The organism is Rummeliibacillus suwonensis, from assembly GCF_007896435.1.
In the GTDB taxonomy this organism is placed as follows: domain Bacteria; phylum Bacillota; class Bacilli; order Bacillales_A; family Planococcaceae; genus Rummeliibacillus; species Rummeliibacillus suwonensis.
Genome location: NZ_VCBL01000001.1, coordinates 2,446,030 through 2,465,228, shown reverse-complemented (window position 1 = coordinate 2,465,228; position 19,199 = coordinate 2,446,030). Strand labels below are relative to the sequence as shown.

Sequence of the window (19,199 nt, the reverse complement as noted above, 5' to 3'; positions counted from 1 at the left end):
GTATAAACGTTAGCGGTGGGGGAGAAAGATTAACCAATACAAGAGTGGAATTAGAAATGTTTGGAAAATTCTTGTATATGCATATGGAACCATCGAAATTTTTGCCTCTTTTGCTAATACCGCAACTTGTAAATGTATACTTAGGCCCTGTAGCGTTAAAATGGTTATCACAATGAGCTCTAACCATTTTGAATGTGTAAATAAGTTTTGGGAAACAGCTAAGCCTGAAGTCATTTCAAGAACACTATAAAGTGCTAGCATAACGATATCTGGTAACTGATGAACAAAACGTAATATAGTTTCTGTCATCACAAAACTAATTGTCGTAAAGAAAATAACTGTAGCAGCTACGAGAAGAACAGTAGGCAAACTATTTTTGATACTTTCTATTAGTGGAGATGTCGAAAGTACCTCTGATTGATGAGTGACGATTGGTTTTGTATTTGTTTTTCGAAATTTAAGCATAAATATAAAGAGCATGACTATATTAACAAAATGGATCAAAGAAAGCATATACCATCCACTCGTTGGATTCTTTAATATTTCAACTCCTACAAAACCAACCACGAAGAGTGGGCTTGGCGCATGACAGATTGCTAATAATAGTGGTGCTTCTCTTTTAGTGATTTGTTGGGATTTTAGTAAAAAGTTAATTGTGGCAGCACCTGTCGGAAATCCACCCAATGCACTTAGAAAATAAACTTGTAAGTAAAATTTCCATTTTGTATGCTGTGGTATACTAGATACGTTTGTTAATCGTAATAACCATTGAGTTAATATGAGATATGGAAGTAAATATGGAAATAAATGATCAATGAAAATTTTTATTCCCGTATCGGCACCTTCATGGGCTAGTCCGGGTTGCAACAATAATAGTAGTATAAAAAGCCAGCATAACAATATATTGCTGTAATGTAATACGATGCACATCATCCATTCTTATTATTTTGTCCCGCTTAAACAGGCAGTAAACTCACCAACAAGCAGAGTTTAAGTGCGGGAAAGACTGCCTGTAAAAGCCCGATTGGTTCAACTAACTACTAGTGGGATGAAGAACTCCACTAGGAGAAGTTTCACTTTATCCCGCTTAAACAGGCAGTAAACTCACCAACAAGCAGAGTTTAAGTGCGGGAAAGACTGTCTGTAAAAGCCCGATTGGTTCAACTAACCCCTAGTGGGAAAAAGAACTCCACTAGGGGAAGTTTCACACTTTATGAAAAAAGAAACTAGTGATAAACTAATTGAACAATTGTTGGAGAACAATTTTACTGTAATTGCGTCATATCATATGTCAATAGATGGTTGTTATTTTGGAGGTGTCACGGTGAAATTAAAAAAATTTTTTACATTAACTATGTTAATAGTGCTTATCATATTAGGTTTTGTTTATCCAATGCATTATTATATTATGCAACCAGGCGGTGCATATGATTTAGGTGATTATGTAAAAGTTGAAAATGCGGATCAACCTAGTAAAGGAAAACTAAATATGATGACAGTTTCTATGTCTGTTGCTACACCATTTACTTATGCTCTAGCCCATTTCAGCGATGAAAAGGAAATTTTAAAAGATAATCAAGTACGTAATCCAAACGAAAGTGATAAGGATTATAATAACCGTCAGCTCAAACTGATGACGGACTCACAATTTAATGCAAAATATGTTGCTTTTAAAAAAGCAAACCTTAACTATAAGATCCATTACAATGGAGTCTACGTTTACTACGTCGTAGCAAACGGTGCAGCCGATCATATTTTAAATACAGGTGACGAAGTGATTGGAATAGATGGGAAAGAAGTTCATAAACATAAAGAACTTGTTGATTACTTAGCTAATAAGAAAAAGGGTGATCAAGTTAAAGTAAAAATTAAGCGTGATCATCAAACGATGGTGAAAAAGATAAAATTAAAAAAAATACCTGGAACAGGCGGGAAAATTGGTCTTGGTATCACATTTGCTGACAGTACATCTATTACTACAGAGCCTAAAGTGAAGATTGATGCTGAAGATATTGGTGGACCCTCGGCTGGTTTGATGTTTACTTTAGAGATTATTGATCAATTGACAAAAGGTGATTTAACAAAAGGCTACAATATTGCTGGAACAGGCGAAATGCTTGAAACAGGAGATGTTGGTAGGATTGGAGGAATTGATAAAAAAGTCATTGCTGCAAATGATGCAGGAGTGGAAATCTTTTTTGCACCCAACGATACATTACCCGAAGCTGTAAAGAAAAAGAATCCTGGTATTCAAACAAATTATCAAGAAGCTGTACAAGAAGCCAAAAAAATAGGTACGAAGATGAAGATCGTACCTGTAAAAAATATAGATGATGCTTTGAATTACTTAGAAAAGCTTCCAGAAAAGAAATAATTAGATGCGGATGGGCGGGATTTTATAGTCCATCCCTATTTTATTTTTCCCAAGTGCTAGCATATATAAATCTGTGGCATGAATATCTTGTAATAACATCGGATCATTCGAGCTTGCGGCTCTGCTAATCACAGGAAGCGTAAATAATTTTTTTCGTTCAGATAAATATTGTTGTCCGTTTTGGGTCATACCAAGTAAGCGAATATAGTTAGGAAGATCCGATGATTTTAGTTGCTGCCATGTAAAATTGGTGAAAATATGCGTTAACATCCGTTGTATTCTTGTCCATGTATATCGTTTCGATTTTACTTTTTGCATAAAATCATTAAAATCAGGACATTCCTTTGCCGCCTGTATAATCAAAAATTCAATTCCTTCCGTAACTTCAGCATATGATGCAATTTCTTTTGGCGATAGACGAAGTATAGAGAATCGTAAAAATGGCCAAAAAAGTTCCCAACTAGCAAAATGATGGTGTTCATCATACCACTCTGTCAATGCATGGAAAGTTGCCTTAGGTAAAAAAGAAGAAACATTTTGTAGGGAATGGTGCTCTTGAATCGCTTGACGTATTCCTGTGGCACTGGCAATTGTTGTACCATTTTGAATCGCATCATGGTAACCAGCTTGAACTCGTTGAATGGTAATTGGTTTCACATTTGTGTGATATTTTTGAACAGCTTCTACGTAGTGATAGCCAAGAATATTGTTGGGCTTTGTTAAATCCGCGTATGTAAGCTGGTTATTAGGAATAAGCCGTTGATAAGCTGTATTTAATGCTTGAGGGTAGCTTAAACCCCTTTGAACCAATTGCTTCACATTCTGTTGTAATTCGTTGTTATGGTCTTCCAATAGTTTGTAGGTATCCAAAAAGGGTGTAATTTCCCCTTGTTCACTACCGAAAGATAAAAAGTCACATTGTAAGGCTTCTAATAACAGAACGCCACCCTTTGCAAAATCGCTTGCTTGAGCTGTTGCATAACTATAGGGTAATTCAATGACTAGATCGGCACCATTTGCTAACGCAATTTTCGTTCTTGTCCATTTATCGATAAATGCTGGTTCGCCGCGCTGTAAGAAATGACCACTCATAACTGCAATCATTACATCTGCATCTGTATGTTTCTTTGATTGTTTGATATGATAGAGATGTCCATTATGAAATGGATTGTACTCAACGACTACACCTGTTGCAATCAAATCTTCACCCCGTTTATCCCGCTTTAACGGGCAGTAAGACCCCCACCTCAAGATTGAGAGAGAAACGAAAAAAAGTAGGTGGGGGATGAACTGCCCGTAAAAGTCCGATTGGTTCAGCTAACCATCAGTGGGGGATGAAGAAAACCCCTTCACTGATGGAAGCTTCACTTTATACTTAGTAATATGATTATACGAGTACTTTCGCCTGGTGACAAGAAAATATCTTGACATCTGTAAATTCGCATTATATAATCAACTTTGTTGTCTTGAGGTGATAAATGTATGAAATGGGCAATCCCACAATTATCTAAATATCGCCAAAACGGGATGCCAATTGACGAAATTGTTCAATTGGATGGACTTATGCGTCGTAATACGGATATTCGCCGTAGTACACCCGTTCATGTAGAAGGATTCTGCACGTTTGGTGCAGAACGAATGAACTGTCATTTTCATTTGACAGGCACGATTGTACTTCCTTGTTCGCGAACTTGGGAAGATGTTGAGTTTCCTTATGATATTGAATCAGATGAAGTATTCAGCTGGTCAGATACTATCAATGCAGATGAATACGATAATGTTCATCCTGTAAAAGGTGAGGTTATCGATGTTGATCCTGTATTAGAGGAACTCATCCTATTAGAAATTCCTATGCAAGTGTTCAAAGAAGGTGTCGAAAAGCCAGCTCCCCCAAATAATGCCGATTGGTCTTATCTAACGGAAGATGAGTTTTTAAGTCAAAAAGAAAAAGACATACAAAAGACGGATCCAAGACTGGCTGCTTTAGCTAAGTATTTTGATCAAACAGACGAATAACCGATCTGTAAGGAGGTGCCATCAATGGCTGTACCATTTAGAAGAACTTCTAAAACTGCGAAACGTCAACGTCGCACACATTTTAAATTAGCTGTACCAGGTATGGTTACTTGCCCTAACTGTGGTGAACTAAAATTGGCTCACCATGTATGTAAAGCATGTGGACAATACAAAGGTAAAGAAGTTGTGAACAAATAATTCAGTATTTGTTCTAAAAGAGACTACTAGAGAGACCATGGCTCTCTAGTAGTCCTTTTTTTAGGGCGTAATGTTTACGTTTATGATAAAATAATTGATAATTTCAACTATTACACAAAGGGGACTATGATATGTCATATTATTTTTCAGAAACTGATGGGGTATTAACATTTACTATTAACCGTCCAGAAAAGCGTAATGCTATCAATGACGCCGTTATGGAAGGATTTAAAGAAGTTATTACGTACGTACATAATCATGCTTCTGTACGCTTTCTAGTCGTTACTGGTGAAGGGGAGAAGGCTTTTTGCTCGGGGGGAGATTTAGCTGAATTTCATAATCTTCATACGGAGGAGCAAGCTTTTGGTATGCTGAGTAAAATGGCCAAAATTTTATATGAGCTTGCAACTTTACCAGTACCTACAATTGCATTAGTAAATGGAACAGCAGTTGGTGGGGGATGCGAGATAGCGACCGCTTGTGACTTCCGATTAGTTAAAAAAGGAGCAAAATGCGGCTTTATACAAGGAACTCTAGGGATTACTTCTGGATGGGGCGGCGGAACTTACCTATTTGAACGAGGATTACGTCACGATAGAGCCTTGAAAATGTTGATAGATGCAAAGGCGTATCCTGCAGATTTACTATACGAGATTGGCTTTGCTATGCGCATCTTTGAAAATGATAAAGAACAAGCATTAGCTGAATTTATAGAAGATATGAAAAAAATCCATCCAAATGTCCATAAGGCATATAAGGAAATGGAATTACGCAAATGGCGTGAACGACATCTATTTGATCGTGTAATGGATGAAGTCAAAACCTGTGCAAAATTATGGGAAAGTGAAGAACACCAGCAAGCTGTTAAACAGTTTCTATCAAAAACAAAATAACTTCTAAACTTAAAAAACTCGCATATATTAGTAAAAAATGCGAGGTGATATGTATGGAAGTAAAAAAACGTAAAGATCAATGGTTACAACAAGATGATGACCGTCTTGCGCAAATTGTGCTGCAAGCAGTCAGTGAGGGACGCTCGCAATTAGCAGGCTTTCAAGAGGCGGCAGAAGCTTTAGGTAGGACTAAACAAGCATGCGGATTTAGATGGAATAAAACATTACGCAAAATATATGAAAAAGATTTAGAAAATGCAAAATCTCAGCCTAAACAAATGATGAGAACGCATCTGAAGCAAGCGTTAACAAGTTTTGACCAATTATCAGAAGCCTATTATGAGTTAAAAGATGAATATGATCAACTCCAACAAAATTATTTGGAACTGATCCATTGGATTGAAACAGGAACGCAATTTTTAAAAAAGGATATATCTGAATAAATGTTTTTGGGATTCTTAAAGAAAGTATCCGAAAAATAGAGATTCAGCTTCATCCTGTGAAAAATTAGAGCACAGAATACCGTTTTAATAACATTCTGTGCTCTTTGTATGGCTAGGTTTTCTATGACAAAGGTCCTTAAACAACTACACCATTTTTTATCCAGCATGAACGAGCAGAAACCTCCTCCTAACATCTAGACTTATGTTCTATATCGAAAATGACCAATATATTCAGTATAATAATGATGATGCGTAATCTGTCCATTATGGTAGGGACTTTAAGTGTAGAATACAAAGAAGGTGTAGAAATGCATTTCGTAATCATTGGAGGAGGAGCTGTTGGACTAGTAATGGCTAATTGCCTAGCTCGACAAGGTCACTTAGTTGAACTCCTTGTCCATTCTGAACAACAAAAAAGGAAAATCCAAACTAGCGGCGTAAATTTTATCAATCATCTTGGGCAAAAAAGTGTTGTCCCTTTTAAAGTAAGTACAAGTGCAGAAGATTTGGAACATAAAGCCATTTGGATCATTGCTGTAAAATATCATCATTTAAATGGATTGCAATCAGTATTTGAAAAACTACCAGAAGATACAGAGCTGTTATTTATCCAAAATGGCATTCAACATATAAAATTTGCGACTGCCCTCAAACAACGTACTATTTTTTTGGGTTCTGTAGAATTTGGTGCTGAAAAAAAGAATCTTAATACGGTCATTCATCGTGGAATTGGACCTTTAAAAATAGCTCGTTTTAAAGGACATCCATCTGCTATTGAAAAGCTTACGAACATAGCAACTGAATATTTTCCTGTTGCCATAATGGATGATTACAGTAAAATGTTAGTACGAAAAGCACTATTAAATTGCTTTGTGAATACGTTAACTACTATACTAAGAGTAAAAAATGGAGAACTCATTCGTCATCCATATTGTGTAAAAATTTTGCGACAATTATATCAAGAAGTCATGACCGCCTTTCCTGAGCAAAAGTCTCAATTAACCTTTGAAGATGTGGAAAATGTATGTAAAAATACGGCACAAAATACTTCTTCAATGCTTGCAGACTATATGAATGGAAGAGTGATGGAGATTGATACAATTATAGGTGGCATCATAGAATTAGCTCAACAAAGAGGCTATACTGTACCCATGCTATCAACTTGTTATTCATTATTACAAGCAATGCAAGAAGGTGGTGGAAGTAATTGATGGGGATTCTATCAATTATTACAAAAATTTTCATCTTATGTCCTTTTTTATTGTTAGGTATCATCTATCTATTTTTAAAAAAGTTTTCTAAAAAGAAAAAAGACATATTTAGTAAAGCGGCAGATATAACGACCATCCTATTGTTTTTTTCGATACCAGCATCGTTAAAATTTATATGGTCTTTTGATATAGGGTTCATCGTTTTAATCATCGCTAGTGTAACAGCGATCATCTTTACTACTATTGAATGGAGAACAACGAAGGAAATCGAGTTAAAGCCGTTATTTCGTAAAATATGGCGCTTTCTATTTTTAGTTCTATCATTTACATACATAGCCATATGGTTTACAGCATTGATTTTGAAAATAATCGAACTTATCGTTAAATGAGCGTATTTTTTCAAATAAACGTAGGGTAAATGTTATACTTCAATATAGTTAACTATCATAGAGGAGTTTACAATATTATGAAATTGGAACAAATCGAGATTCCTATAACGAATCCTTTACTGGAAGATTACAGAAATGAAAAATCGTCAATTTTATCATTTTTTCATTATCCGAATAGGGAAGAATCATTTACAAGAAGATTAGAAGATTTACAAAATCATCCTATACGTCGTGAACAATTAGTAATGGTTATTCGTAAGTTTATGGAGCCTTTAGAAATCTCTGAAAAGGCAGAAGAACATCTTCGAGAATTAGAAAATAACGCGGTTGTTGTGATTGGTGGACAACAATCAGGGTTGCTAACAGGTCCTTTATATTCAGTACATAAAGCGATTTCTGTTATTTTGTTAGCAAAACAACAACGTGAGAGTTTACAGGTTCCCGTTGTGCCTATTTTTTGGATCGCTGGAGAAGACCATGATATTGATGAGATTAATCATACATTTACAGCAGTTAATGGTCGTTTGGAAAAACATATTTATGGCAAGCGTTCAAAAAAGAAAACGATGGCTTCTACGACACCACTTGATGTTGACGCTACAAGACAATTTATCTATGAGATATTTAAACAATATGGAGAAACAGCTCATACAGAAAAATTATTGGCGAAAATTGATACTATATTGTTAAAGAGCAAAACATATACAGATTTTTTTGTGCGACTTATGAACTGGTTGTTTAAAGAGGAAGGTCTGTTATTTATTGATGCGGCGTATTCAAGTTTACGTGAATATGAATCACCCTATTTTGAGCAATTGGTTCAAAATGCAGAAAAAATTGCGGATATTGTAACTATTCGTGAAGCGGATTTAGCTGAATTAGGATATGGTATGCCTGTTGGTGCAACGAAGGAAGCAGCTAATCTTTTCTACATAAGAGATGGTGAACGTTTCTTATTGGAACGTCATGACGGTAAATTTATCAATCGTATGGCAAATGTTCAATTTACGAAAAGCGACATGTTAGAACTAGCTAGGAAAAAACCTACTTGTTTAAGCAATAATGTGATTACTCGACCATTGATGCAGGATATGGTATTCCCTGTTCTTGCATTTGTTGGAGGCCCTGGTGAATTAGCGTATTGGTCTACATTAAAGGGTGCCTTTGAAACGTTAGGTATGAAAATACCAGTATTTGTACCACGTATGAATATGACCATTATCGATCGACAAGTTCAGACTTTACTTAAAGAAATACAGATTTCTGTCACAGACGCTATTGTAGGGAAAACTACCACGTATAAAACTTCTTTTGAAGAAAAAGTATATGATGAAAAATCAAAAGAAATGGTGGAACAAACAAGGCAATTACTACAATCGCAATATGATGTTATACAAGGACATTTGTATAAATTAAATATTCATTTAGAAAAATTAGTAGATAAAAACTTATCGATCCATGAAACACAACTAGATTTCCTAATGCGTAAGATTGAACAGGAAGTTTTGTTAAAACATGATGTAGAACTAAGGAAATACCGTACGATTGAAGATCGGATTTTGCCAGGCGGAGGGCTGCAAGAAAGAGTCTTCAATCCATTTCAATTTATGAATGAATACGGAGAAGAGCTAATAAAGGATATGATAACATTACCATTCAAAATAAATGGTCAACATAATGTCATCTATTTGTAGTATTGCTTGATCAAAATCAATTCACTTTTTCCCGCATAAAAAGGCAGTAAGTTTCTACATTAAGTCCCGAGTACAAGCAGAGGATAAAGAGTCGGGAACAACACCGCATGCGCCCGATTGGTTCGGGTCAACAAGATGTTGGTCACTCAGGTGTTGCCACAGGACGTGGTGCTTTTCACTTCCGTTCCTCTAGTTCAGTGAGGGATGAAGAAAACCTCCACTGATGGAAGCTTTACTTTATATGAATCAGAATGTTCAACACAAAAAAATACTAAAAACAAAAAGGATATCTCATTGAGATATCCTTTTTGTGTGAAAAAAGTAATAGAAGTTTTCTTGCGTTTTAAAAAAATAAGCTCTGTAGAAATGATAGAGTTGCGTAAATTAGATAATCTCATTTAAAAATGTAGATTAGAACAAGATTATAAGGACAATTTGCGTATTTTTTTAATTTGGCTTTGAAATGTTCATGAATTAGTGGAGGAATGTGGGGGAATGTGGTAATCTATTTTCATATAGTGGGGTGAGAGCCATGTTCATGGGGGAATATCAACATAACATCGATGCCAAGGGCCGCTTAATCATACCAGCAAAATTTCGCGAACACTTCCAAGAAGGTTTTGTCATTACACGTGGGTTAGATCAATGTTTATTTGGATATCCTATGGAAGAATGGAGAAAACTTGAGGAAAAGTTGAAAAAGTTGCCTGTTACTAAAAAAGATGCTCGTGCATTTACACGATTTTTCTTTTCAGGTGCAACTGAAGTAGAGTTTGATAAGCAAGGTCGTATTAATATTCCCATGAGTCTGCTCTCATATGCCCAGCTAGATAAAGAATGCGTCATTCTCGGTGTTTCCAATAGAATTGAAATTTGGGCACAGCAATCTTGGCAAGCGTATTTTACAACATCTGAAGATTCGTTTAATGAGATTGCTGAGAATATGATTGACTTTGATATATAACAACAAAGAGGAGGATTTCAGTTGTTCAATCATACGACCGTATTACTGAAAGAAACCGTTAATGGATTGAACATTCGTCCTGACGGTATATATGTGGACTGTACATTGGGTGGTGCAGGACATAGTGAGTACCTCGTCAGTCAATTGTCTGATGAAGGACGCCTCATCTGCTTTGATCAAGATTTATCTGCTATTGACAATGCAAAAGTTCGATTAGCCCCTTACATAGATCGTGTAACGTTTGTCCATTCGAATTTCCGTTATTTAAAAGAACAACTAGAAAATCTAGGAATATCTAAAGTGGACGGGGTTTTATATGATTTAGGGGTTTCATCCCCACAATTAGATAACGCTGAAAGAGGTTTTAGCTATCACCAAGATGCACCTCTTGATATGAGGATGGATACAACAGCAGAACTAACTGCCTTTCACGTTGTTAATGAATGGGAGTACAACGATTTAGTAAGAATTTTTTACCGTTATGGTGAAGAAAAATTTTCTAAACAGATTGCTCGGAAAATTGAAGAGGCTAGAAAAAAGAAGCCGATCCAAACAACTGGGGAGTTGGTAGAACTTATTAAAGAGGGGATTCCAGCAGCTGCAAGAAGAAAAGGTGGGCATCCTGCAAAACGTGTCTTTCAAGCCATTCGAATCGCTGTAAATGATGAGCTAGGAGCAACAGAAGAATCCTTGCAACAAGCGATAGAAGTCATTCGTGTTGGTGGACGAGTTAGTGTGATTACATTTCATTCCCTTGAGGACCGTTTGTGCAAGACTATTTTTAAAGAAGCTTCTTCCTTGCCGGAACTACCACCGGGTTTACCTGTAATTCCCAAAGAATTAATGCCAGCTATTAAATTGGTTACGAGAAAACCAATATTACCAACAGATGAAGAGTTAGCAACAAATAATCGTGCGCGATCTGCAAAACTTCGCATTATAGAGAGAATTAAAGACTAAAAGGAGTTGATAAGTATGGCATTACAAGATCGAAGTGAACAGCATGTATATATACAACAGCAACCAATTGCGCCTGAAAAAATTGAAAAAAGGGCTACCCAAAAACCATTTAAAAATAGAGTCACAAAAATCGAAAAAATACTGATGATTGGCATGGTTACAGTAATTACCGGGATTGCTGTCATGAATTTAAACGTTCAATCATCTATTAATAGTGCTTCAGTTGAAATGCAAAAGACTGAAAACAATATAGATGAGATCAAAAAGCAAAACTCTGAATTGTCAATGGAAGTAAGCGAACTTTCAACATATGATCGTATTTGGAAAAAAGCTAAAGCGATGGGCTTAAAACTGAACGAAAAAAACGTGAAAGTAGTGTCAGGACAATGAAAAAGAGTAAATTTCAATGGGGGGCCTCTATGATGCTAATCATCTATGGGCTCCTATTTTTTTTAATGTTTTTTAGAATTTTTTATATTCAAGTAACTGGGCAAGCGGAAGGACAAAAATTAGCTGCAAAAGCAGCAGCAAGATATGAAAAAACAAAAACAATTACAGCAAATAGAGGGTATATTTTTGATAAGCAAGGACAAGTCATTGCTAAAGACGCCATTAGCTATCGCTTAATAGCTGTTGTTGATCCAAGTGCATCTGATGGAACCAAAAAGAAAATGCATGTTGTGAATCCTAAAAAAACAGCCGTTATTTTAGCTAAATACATTAACATGGATGAAGAAGAAATCTATAAGAGACTCATACCTGAAAAAAAGGATATATATCAAGTTGAATTTGGGACTGCAGGTCGTAATATCAGTCATGCTACTATGAAAAAGATAAAGGCCGAGAAATTACCAGGGATTAATTTTATGGAAGATAAAAAAAGATTTTATCCAAATGGCACTTTTGCATCTAATTTAATCGGCATTGCTCGAGAAGAAGATGAGGATGAGGCCCAAGCTCCGACTGTAGGTAAAATGGGTTTAGAAGCAACTTATAATAAAGAGCTTTCGGGTGTAAACGGTCATATTCAATATAAAAGTGACTTATTTGGTTATCTATTACCCAATAGCAAAGAGATGGTTCAACCAGCTAAAAATGGTGATAATGTCTACTTGACTCTTGATAAGACGATTCAGAATTTCTTAGAAGATTCAATGAGTAAAGTGTACAAACAATATAATCCAGAATCGATGGTTGCTATTGTTGCTAATCCTAAAACTGGAGAAATATTGGGAGCATCACAACGTCCTACTTTTAATCCGCAAACTGGTGAGGGATTAGATACTAGCTGGATGAACGAAATGACAGAAACAACATTAGAACCAGGATCGACAATGAAAACATTTACACTTTCTACAGCCATTCAAGAAGGTAAATGGAATCCCAATGATACCTATCAATCGGGTCAATACAAAGTATATGATCGGACGATTCGTGATGCCAATCAAGTGGGTTGGGGGAGGATCACATATTTAGAAGGAATCCAACGTTCCTCCAATGTTGGGATGGCGAATCTATTGAAAAAAATTGGCGATAAGACGTTCATCCAGTATATGAAAAAATTTGGATTCGGACAAAAAACAGGAATCGATTTGCCAAACGAAGCAACAGGGAAAATTTTAGATGATTATCCGATCAATCGTGTGACAACAACGTATGGACAAGGATCTACTGTGACGCCAATTCAATTAATACAGGCATTGACTGCAGTTGCAAATGACGGGAAAATGATGCAACCATATGTCATTGACAAGATTGTAGATCCCAACACAGGTAAAATAGTGAAAGAACATAAACCTGTTGTAAAAGGCAGTCCTATTTCGGCAGATACAGCTAAACAAGTAAGAGAAATTTTAGCAACAACTGTTACCTCTGAAAAAGGAACTGCACAAAACTTTGCAAGTAAGGACTATGAGGTGGCTGGTAAAACAGGTACTGCCCAAATCCCAAAATCTACAGGGGGATATTATTGGGGGAAAAATAATTTCCTTTATTCCTTTTTAGGAATGGCTCCTGCCAAAAACCCAAAACTAATTATGTATATTGCGATTAAGAAACCACATTTAGGTGTCACAGAAGTTGGTTCAGAACCTACATCCAAAGTATTTAATACCGTAATGGAAAGTAGTTTAAAGTACTTAAATATTACACCTTCCAAAACAACGACTGAGAAGACAATTGTAATGGATGATTTGGTAGGAAGTGATTCGAATGACGCTATCGCCAATTTAACTTCTAAAAAGATCCAAACAGTCTTAATCGGTTCAGACGGTAAAATTACAGATCAATATCCGAAAAAAGATCAAACAGTGTTGGCTACTAGCCATGCTTTTATCAAAACATCAGGAAATATTAAAATACCCGATTTCAGTGGATGGTCATTACGGGATATTTTGACCTATCAATCTCTTTCAGGGATTAAGATAGATGTACAAGGCGATGGTTATGTAGAAAAGCAAAACATCAAGGCTGGTACGATCTATGAGGGAAATCAAAGGCTAATCTTAAAAATGGTCAAACCACAAGAACAATATAAATAGTTAGAAAAGAATATCCAGGATCAAGCATAGCCACCTTTTTACAATCATATTTTGAATGTAAAAAGGTGTGAATTGTCGAACAATGTGGGTAACTAAACAAGTAAGTGTTAGATTAAAATTTGTCATGATGATATTTATCTGTTTAGGATGTTTGCTTATTGGGAAATTGATTACTGTTCAATTTTTTCAACATGATTTTTTAACAAAGAAGGCGGAAGAAAATTGGGATCGTGAAGTACCTATGAAAAGCTTACGTGGGAATATCGTGGATCGAAGCGGTAAGCTTTTAGTGGGCAATCGATTAGCCCCTACGCTTTATTTTATGCCTGCTCAAAATAGAGAACCAGAAAAAGTGGCGGCACAGTTAGCACCTATGTTACAAATGGACGAAAAAAAATTAGAAGAACAATTGAAGAAAAAAGTGACCATTATAAAAATTGCACCAGAAGGAAAAAATATTTCCTATGAGTTAGCTGAAAAAATACAGAAATTACAAATTGCTGGGCTTTACACTGGGTTAGACTACGTCAGGGATTATCCATATGGTGTTTTATTATCGAGATTATTAGGATTTACCGGAAGTGACATGCAGGGCTTAGCAGGGTTAGAATATCAATATAACGATTTGTTATTAGGGAAGCAATCTGCCATTCGCTTATTTACAGATGCGAAAGGGGCTAATTTACCTCATGTTGAAGATGGATGGAGAGAAGGGCAAGATGGGGCAACGTTAGAACTTACAATAGATGTAGATGTTCAAAAGGTAATTGAAAGAGAGTTAGCACAGGCGATGGAGAAGTATGAAGCGGATCAGGCAATAGGAATCGCTATGAATCCCAAAACTGGTGAGATACTTGGATTAGCTTCATTTCCTACATATAATCCAACAGAGTATCAAAAAGTAGATTCTAAGATCTATAATCGGAATTTACCAGTTTGGATGACATACGAACCAGGCTCAACGTTTAAGATCATCACGTTAAGTGCGGCATTAGAAGAAAATGTAGTCGATTTGGAAAAAGATCAATTTTTTGACCCGGGGTACGCCAATGTAGAAGGAGCTACACTTCGATGCTGGAAACGAGAAGGACATGGTCAAGAAACCTTCCTTGAGGTCGTTGAGAACTCATGTAATCCTGGTTTTATCGAGTTAGGGCGACGTGTTGGTCCAACGAAGCTTCAACAGTATATCCGTGATTTCGGATTTGGACAGGTGACAGGCTCTAATATGGCAGGAGAATCAACAGGAATTCTATTTTCTCCTAAAAATTATGGCCCTGTGGAGCATGCAACGACCTCATTTGGTCAGGGAATATCTGTAACCCCTATTCAACAAGTACAGGCTGTTTCTGCAGCAGTGAATGGTGGAAAATTGATGACCCCCTATATTGTAAAGAAAGTGATTAATAGTGAAAATGGAAAAACTTTAAAAACATATGAGCCTACTCTAAAGCGTCAAGTTATACGTCCAGAAACATCCGCAAAAGTTCGCAATGCATTAGAATCTGTTGTGGCAAATGGTTCAGGGAGAGGTGCTTATCAAGATCACCTAAGAATTGGTGGAAAAACGGGAACCGCCCAAAAGGCGGAAAATGGACGTTACAAAAGTGGCGAGTATATTGTTTCTTTTATCGGCTTTGCGCCAGCAGATGATCCAAAAGTTGTTGTATATGTAGCAGTGGATAATCCTAAGCATGGCTCGCAATTCGGGGGTGTAATTGCAGCTCCAATTGTTGGGCAGATTATTGAAGATATTCATACGACTGTGGGGATTACAGATCGTAAAGAGCAGATGGAGAAAGAATATCGCTGGGGGGATGTTGAAAAAGTTCGAGTCCCTAACTTAGTAGGCAAAACGAAAGAAGAAATTACAGAATTATTGTATCCTTTCCGAATCGAGTGGCATGGAGAAGGCGAAAAAATTGCTTCTCAACTTCCAAAAGCAGATGCACAAATTGTTAAAGATGGGACTATTCACGTTTATTTAGAAAAACAGTAATATTAGTCTTTAAAAATGAATTCGAAACTACTATGATAGTACATGTACTAAAGAAGGATAGAAGGAGAATCTTTTCATGTCAATCGCAACAATGCTAATTATTTTAGCAATTTCATTTATTATTTCGGTCATACTAGGTCCGATTGTTATTCCATTATTAAGACGCTTTAAATTTGGTCAAAGTATTCGTGAAGAAGGGCCAAAATCACATATGAAAAAGGCAGGTACCCCAACGATGGGGGGTGTCATTTTCTTACTTTCAATTATTGCAACAACCGTTATGATGAGTTTAGTAAAGGGAGCCTTTACATCTCAAACCATTATTTTAGTACTTGTACTTATCGGTTTCGGAGTAGTTGGTTTTTTGGATGATGGACTTAAAATCATCTTCAAACGTAATTTGGGATTAACATCTTTACAAAAACTAATCGCACAAATTGTTATTTCGATTGCGGCCTATTTCTTATTGAAATTAGGCACGTTTCATAATACAGTTCAAATACCGTTTACAGATTTTGCAATACATCTAGGATTAGCCTATGTACTGTTTTTGGTATTTTGGCTAGTTGGTTTCTCAAATGCCGTCAATTTAACGGATGGACTGGATGGTCTAGTTTCAGGGACTGCTTCCATTGCTTTTGCTGCATATGGTGTGCTGGCACTTTTAAATGACCAAATGGATGTTGCTATTTTTGCATTTGCAGTTGTAGGTGCTTTACTAGGGTTCTTAATCTTTAATGCAAACCCGGCAAAAGTATTTATGGGAGATACGGGTTCACTTGCATTAGGTGGAGCTTTAGCCATGTTATCGATCCTAGTTGGCCAAGAACTATTATTATTACTAATCGGAATAATTTTTGTCGTTGAAACTTTATCTGTTATTATGCAAGTAGCAAGCTTTAAATTAACAGGTAAAAGAATCTTTAAAATGAGTCCACTACATCACCATTTTGAGCTTTCAGGTTGGTCTGAATGGCGTATTGTCCTAACGTTCTGGTTAACAGCATTAGTGGCAGCTTTGATTGCAGTGGTTCCGGAGGTATTATGATGAAAAACTTAACCATGATGGAACACAAAAAAGTATTAGTATTAGGTTTAGCAAAAAGTGGTGTAGCAGCCGCAGAATTGCTTCATAAGATGGGAGCATTTGTTACCGTAAACGATGCCAAACCTTTTGAAGAAAATAAGGATGCACAAAAACTTTTACAACAAGGAATTACGGTTATTTGTGGTCGTCACCCAGAAGATTTATTGGATGAAGGGTTTGAATTAGTGATCAAAAATCCTGGTATACCTTATACAAATATTATCGTTGCAGATGCTGTAAAACGTGGTATTCCTGTATGGACAGAAGTAGAACTAGCCTACTTAATCAGTGAAGCACCAATGATTGGCATTACTGGATCAAATGGTAAGACAACAACGACCACTTTGTTGTATCATATTTTAAAACAAGGTGGTCTGAATCCATTGATTGCAGGTAATATTGGAACAGTCGCTTGTACTGTAACAGAAAAAGCTACGGCCGATAATATTATTGTGACCGAATTATCTTCTTTCCAATTAATGGGCACTGAAACATTTAAGCCAAAAATTGCAATTTGGACGAATTTGTTTGAAGCACACATCGACTATCATGGTTCGATAGAGTCATATGGGGATGCAAAGTTCAATATTACACGCAATCAAGATGCATCTGATTATTTGATCTATAATGCAGATCAAGAAATGGTTGCTTCTTATGCCAAAAATTCAAAAGCACATTTAATACCATTTTCGTCTACCCGTTTAATTGAGGACGGAATTAGTGCAGATGATGAAATGATTTACTGGTTAGGAAAACCATTTATGAAACGCAAAGTCATTGCATTACCGGGTAAGCATAATTTAGAAAATGTTCTTGCTACAATAGCAGCAGCGATTATATTGAATTGTCCTAAAGATAAAATAGAACATGTTCTAAAATCGTTTACAGGCGTTAAACACCGTACACAATTTATTCGTGAATGGAATAAGCGCAAAATTTATAATGATTCAAAAGCAACAAATACATTGGCTACTCGCAGTGCACTTGCAGCGTTTAAACAACCAATCGTTTTACTTGCAGGTGGTTTAGATCGTAGTCATTCATTTGAAGAACTACGACCATTTATGTCAAATGTCCATGCAGTTGTCGTATCAGGACAAACTGCGGATCGTTTCGCTGAATTTGCTTCCTCATGCGGCGTTAAGACAATTGTTCATGCAGAGAATATTCAAGATGCGGTACCGAAAGCAGCTGAACTATCAGATCCAGGAGATATCATTCTACTTTCACCAGCATGTGCAAGTTGGGATCAGTATCCTAGTTTTGAAACACGAGGGGATTTATTTATCGAAGCAGCTATGAAATTATAATAATTTCTACTACTAAGTATAGGAAGGATGCCTTGCCTGATACAACGTGATCGACTTTTATTAATGATTGCAACCCTATTTTTGACTGTCATTGGTATTGTTTTTGTATATTCTGCTGGTTCGTACTGGGGAAAAATCCACTACGGTCAAACAGCACCTTTTTTAGTGAAACAGTTAATTTATCTAGGAGTGGCTTTATTATCTTTTTCTTTTTGTGGTCGTTACAAAGGTCTTCAGTCGGAAAAGACTTGGACACTCCTATATTGGCTATCTATACTGTTGTTGGCAGCTGTCTTAGTTCCAGGAATCGGTGTTGTCCGAAATGGCTCTCAAAGCTGGATTGCGCTTGGACCACTTAGTTTGCAACCATCAGAGCTTACTAAAATAGCTACGATTGTGAAGCTCAGTTTTATTTTGAGCAACCAGAAATCTACAGGTTCTAAGATTCATTGGCGGCATTTTGGGTATCTATTTTTACCTATTATTCTCATTATGTTGCAGCCTGATTTTGGCTCAGCGTTTATATTGATCGTATCTGTATTCCTGCTGTTCTTTATCTCAGGTTATCCCATTCGTTTTTATGTTTTTCTGATCATCGCTGGAGTGGTGGGGCTAGTTGGATTAATCCTTTCTGCACCTTATCGTTTAAAAAGAATACAGGCATTTTTGGATCCATGGTCAGATCCTCTTGGTAGTGGATTTCAGGCAATCCAATCCTTACTTGCGATTGGACCAGCTGGATTATATGGATTTGGGTTTGGGAACAGTCGGCAAAAGTATTTGTATCTACCGGAGCCGCAGAATGATTTTATTTTTTCGATTATTGCTGAGGAAATGGGTTTTATCGGAGCCGCGATCATTATTTTTGCGTTTGGTGTACTGATTTACGCTGGGTTTAAATTAGCCTATAAATCTAGTCATAAGGTTTCTTTATATAGTATCGCTACATTAATTGGTATGATTGGATTTCAAGCATTTTTGAATATTGGTGTCGTTTCAGGATTGCTCCCCGTAACAGGTGTAACATTACCTTTTATCAGTTATGGAGGTACATCGCTTGTTGTGACATGGATCGCAATTGGAATAGTTTGGAATTTTTCAAAAGAAAGATAATTTTAAGA

The 19,199-nt window shown here is 36.4% G+C and carries 18 protein-coding genes; 16 read left to right on the top strand and 2 right to left on the bottom strand.

The features are described 5' to 3' along the window. Positions 1 to 9: 9 nt before the first annotated feature. Positions 10 to 930, bottom strand: a complete 921-nt coding sequence (locus tag FEU33_RS11285; protein ID WP_146549462.1) for a hypothetical protein — start codon at positions 928 to 930, stop codon at positions 10 to 12. Between the two features lie 394 nt (positions 931 to 1,324). On the opposite strand from FEU33_RS11285, the gene FEU33_RS11280 reads away from it, so the two are divergent. Continuing rightward, on the top strand, positions 1,325 to 2,374 hold the full coding sequence (locus FEU33_RS11280) for a SepM family pheromone-processing serine protease (RefSeq protein WP_244951013.1): 1,050 nt from the start codon (positions 1,325 to 1,327) through the stop codon (positions 2,372 to 2,374). On the opposite strand, the gene FEU33_RS11275 is transcribed toward FEU33_RS11280, so the two are convergent. Further along, on the bottom strand, positions 2,375 to 3,574 hold the full coding sequence (locus FEU33_RS11275; RefSeq protein WP_146549461.1) for a nucleotidyltransferase: 1,200 nt from the start codon (positions 3,572 to 3,574) through the stop codon (positions 2,375 to 2,377). 282 nt (positions 3,575 to 3,856) lie between these two features. On the opposite strand from FEU33_RS11275, the gene FEU33_RS11270 reads away from it, so the two are divergent. From FEU33_RS11270 to ftsW, 15 genes are all read left to right on the top strand, one after another. Then, complete coding sequence (locus tag FEU33_RS11270) at positions 3,857 to 4,390, top strand: YceD family protein (protein ID WP_146549460.1); 534 nt, start codon at positions 3,857 to 3,859, stop codon at positions 4,388 to 4,390. Between the two features lie 24 nt (positions 4,391 to 4,414). Beyond that, positions 4,415 to 4,588 carry a 50S ribosomal protein L32 gene (rpmF, locus tag FEU33_RS11265; protein WP_146549459.1) on the top strand — a complete coding sequence of 58 codons (174 nt, stop codon included), beginning with the start codon at positions 4,415 to 4,417 and terminating at the stop codon, positions 4,586 to 4,588. A gap of 131 nt (positions 4,589 to 4,719) precedes the next feature. Then, positions 4,720 to 5,481, top strand: a complete 762-nt coding sequence (locus FEU33_RS11260; RefSeq protein ID WP_146549458.1) for an enoyl-CoA hydratase/isomerase family protein — start codon at positions 4,720 to 4,722, stop codon at positions 5,479 to 5,481. Between the two features lie 53 nt (positions 5,482 to 5,534). After that, the gene (locus FEU33_RS11255) at positions 5,535 to 5,924 is read left to right on the top strand and encodes a transcriptional regulator (RefSeq protein ID WP_146549457.1); all 390 of its coding nucleotides are present in this window, start codon (positions 5,535 to 5,537) and stop codon (positions 5,922 to 5,924) included. A 308-nt stretch (positions 5,925 to 6,232) separates the two neighbouring features. Further along, complete coding sequence (locus FEU33_RS11250) at positions 6,233 to 7,135, top strand: ketopantoate reductase family protein (protein WP_186731386.1); 903 nt, start codon at positions 6,233 to 6,235, stop codon at positions 7,133 to 7,135. Next, positions 7,135 to 7,524, top strand: a complete 390-nt coding sequence (locus tag FEU33_RS11245) for a DUF3397 domain-containing protein (RefSeq protein WP_146549455.1) — start codon at positions 7,135 to 7,137, stop codon at positions 7,522 to 7,524. The genes FEU33_RS11250 and FEU33_RS11245 overlap by 1 nt, the downstream gene beginning before the upstream one ends. A gap of 77 nt (positions 7,525 to 7,601) precedes the next feature. Beyond that, a complete protein-coding gene (gene bshC, locus FEU33_RS11240; protein WP_146549454.1) occupies positions 7,602 to 9,218 on the top strand; it encodes a bacillithiol biosynthesis cysteine-adding enzyme BshC in 1,617 nt (538 codons plus the stop codon). A 532-nt stretch (positions 9,219 to 9,750) separates the two neighbouring features. After that, on the top strand, positions 9,751 to 10,182 hold the full coding sequence (gene mraZ / locus FEU33_RS11235) for a division/cell wall cluster transcriptional repressor MraZ (RefSeq protein WP_146549977.1): 432 nt from the start codon (positions 9,751 to 9,753) through the stop codon (positions 10,180 to 10,182). A gap of 21 nt (positions 10,183 to 10,203) precedes the next feature. Beyond that, positions 10,204 to 11,142, top strand: coding sequence for a 16S rRNA (cytosine(1402)-N(4))-methyltransferase RsmH (gene rsmH / locus FEU33_RS11230; protein ID WP_146549453.1), 939 nt, complete (start codon positions 10,204 to 10,206; stop codon positions 11,140 to 11,142). A gap of 15 nt (positions 11,143 to 11,157) precedes the next feature. Next, entirely contained in the window at positions 11,158 to 11,532 is a 375-nt protein-coding gene (gene ftsL / locus FEU33_RS11225; RefSeq protein WP_146549452.1) for a cell division protein FtsL, read from the top strand. 32 nt (positions 11,533 to 11,564) lie between these two features. Then, entirely contained in the window at positions 11,565 to 13,682 is a 2,118-nt protein-coding gene (locus FEU33_RS11220) for a penicillin-binding transpeptidase domain-containing protein (RefSeq protein ID WP_244951012.1), read from the top strand. 82 nt (positions 13,683 to 13,764) lie between these two features. After that, on the top strand, positions 13,765 to 15,681 hold the full coding sequence (locus tag FEU33_RS11215; RefSeq protein ID WP_146549450.1) for a stage V sporulation protein D: 1,917 nt from the start codon (positions 13,765 to 13,767) through the stop codon (positions 15,679 to 15,681). A 76-nt stretch (positions 15,682 to 15,757) separates the two neighbouring features. After that, entirely contained in the window at positions 15,758 to 16,729 is a 972-nt protein-coding gene (mraY, locus tag FEU33_RS11210; protein ID WP_146549449.1) for a phospho-N-acetylmuramoyl-pentapeptide-transferase, read from the top strand. After that, on the top strand, positions 16,729 to 18,078 hold the full coding sequence (gene murD, locus FEU33_RS11205) for a UDP-N-acetylmuramoyl-L-alanine--D-glutamate ligase (RefSeq protein WP_146549448.1): 1,350 nt from the start codon (positions 16,729 to 16,731) through the stop codon (positions 18,076 to 18,078). The genes mraY and murD overlap by 1 nt, the downstream gene beginning before the upstream one ends. A 27-nt stretch (positions 18,079 to 18,105) precedes the next feature. Continuing rightward, positions 18,106 to 19,191, top strand: coding sequence for a putative lipid II flippase FtsW (ftsW, locus tag FEU33_RS11200; protein ID WP_146549447.1), 1,086 nt, complete (start codon positions 18,106 to 18,108; stop codon positions 19,189 to 19,191). Positions 19,192 to 19,199 lie beyond the last annotated feature (8 nt).

Bases quoted from the DNA above. Each gene is read 5' to 3' on its own strand.
- bshC (WP_146549454.1), top strand. From the start codon at position 7,602: ATGAAATTGGAACAAATCGAGATTCCTATAACGAATCCTTTACTGGAA.
- ftsL (WP_146549452.1), top strand. From the start codon at position 11,158: ATGGCATTACAAGATCGAAGTGAACAGCATGTATATATACAACAGCAA.
- FEU33_RS11220 (WP_244951012.1), top strand. From the start codon at position 11,565: ATGCTAATCATCTATGGGCTCCTATTTTTTTTAATGTTTTTTAGAATT.
- FEU33_RS11285 (WP_146549462.1), bottom strand. From the start codon at position 930: ATGTGCATCGTATTACATTACAGCAATATATTGTTATGCTGGCTTTTT.
- FEU33_RS11260 (WP_146549458.1), top strand. From the start codon at position 4,720: ATGTCATATTATTTTTCAGAAACTGATGGGGTATTAACATTTACTATT.
- FEU33_RS11215 (WP_146549450.1), top strand. From the start codon at position 13,765: ATGTGGGTAACTAAACAAGTAAGTGTTAGATTAAAATTTGTCATGATG.
- FEU33_RS11250 (WP_186731386.1), top strand. From the start codon at position 6,233: ATGCATTTCGTAATCATTGGAGGAGGAGCTGTTGGACTAGTAATGGCT.
- ftsW (WP_146549447.1), top strand. From the start codon at position 18,106: ATGCCTTGCCTGATACAACGTGATCGACTTTTATTAATGATTGCAACC.
- FEU33_RS11270 (WP_146549460.1), top strand. From the start codon at position 3,857: ATGAAATGGGCAATCCCACAATTATCTAAATATCGCCAAAACGGGATG.
- murD (WP_146549448.1), top strand. From the start codon at position 16,729: ATGAAAAACTTAACCATGATGGAACACAAAAAAGTATTAGTATTAGGT.
- FEU33_RS11255 (WP_146549457.1), top strand. From the start codon at position 5,535: ATGGAAGTAAAAAAACGTAAAGATCAATGGTTACAACAAGATGATGAC.
- mraY (WP_146549449.1), top strand. From the start codon at position 15,758: ATGTCAATCGCAACAATGCTAATTATTTTAGCAATTTCATTTATTATT.
- mraZ (WP_146549977.1), top strand. From the start codon at position 9,751: ATGTTCATGGGGGAATATCAACATAACATCGATGCCAAGGGCCGCTTA.
- FEU33_RS11245 (WP_146549455.1), top strand. From the start codon at position 7,135: ATGGGGATTCTATCAATTATTACAAAAATTTTCATCTTATGTCCTTTT.
- rpmF (WP_146549459.1), top strand. From the start codon at position 4,415: ATGGCTGTACCATTTAGAAGAACTTCTAAAACTGCGAAACGTCAACGT.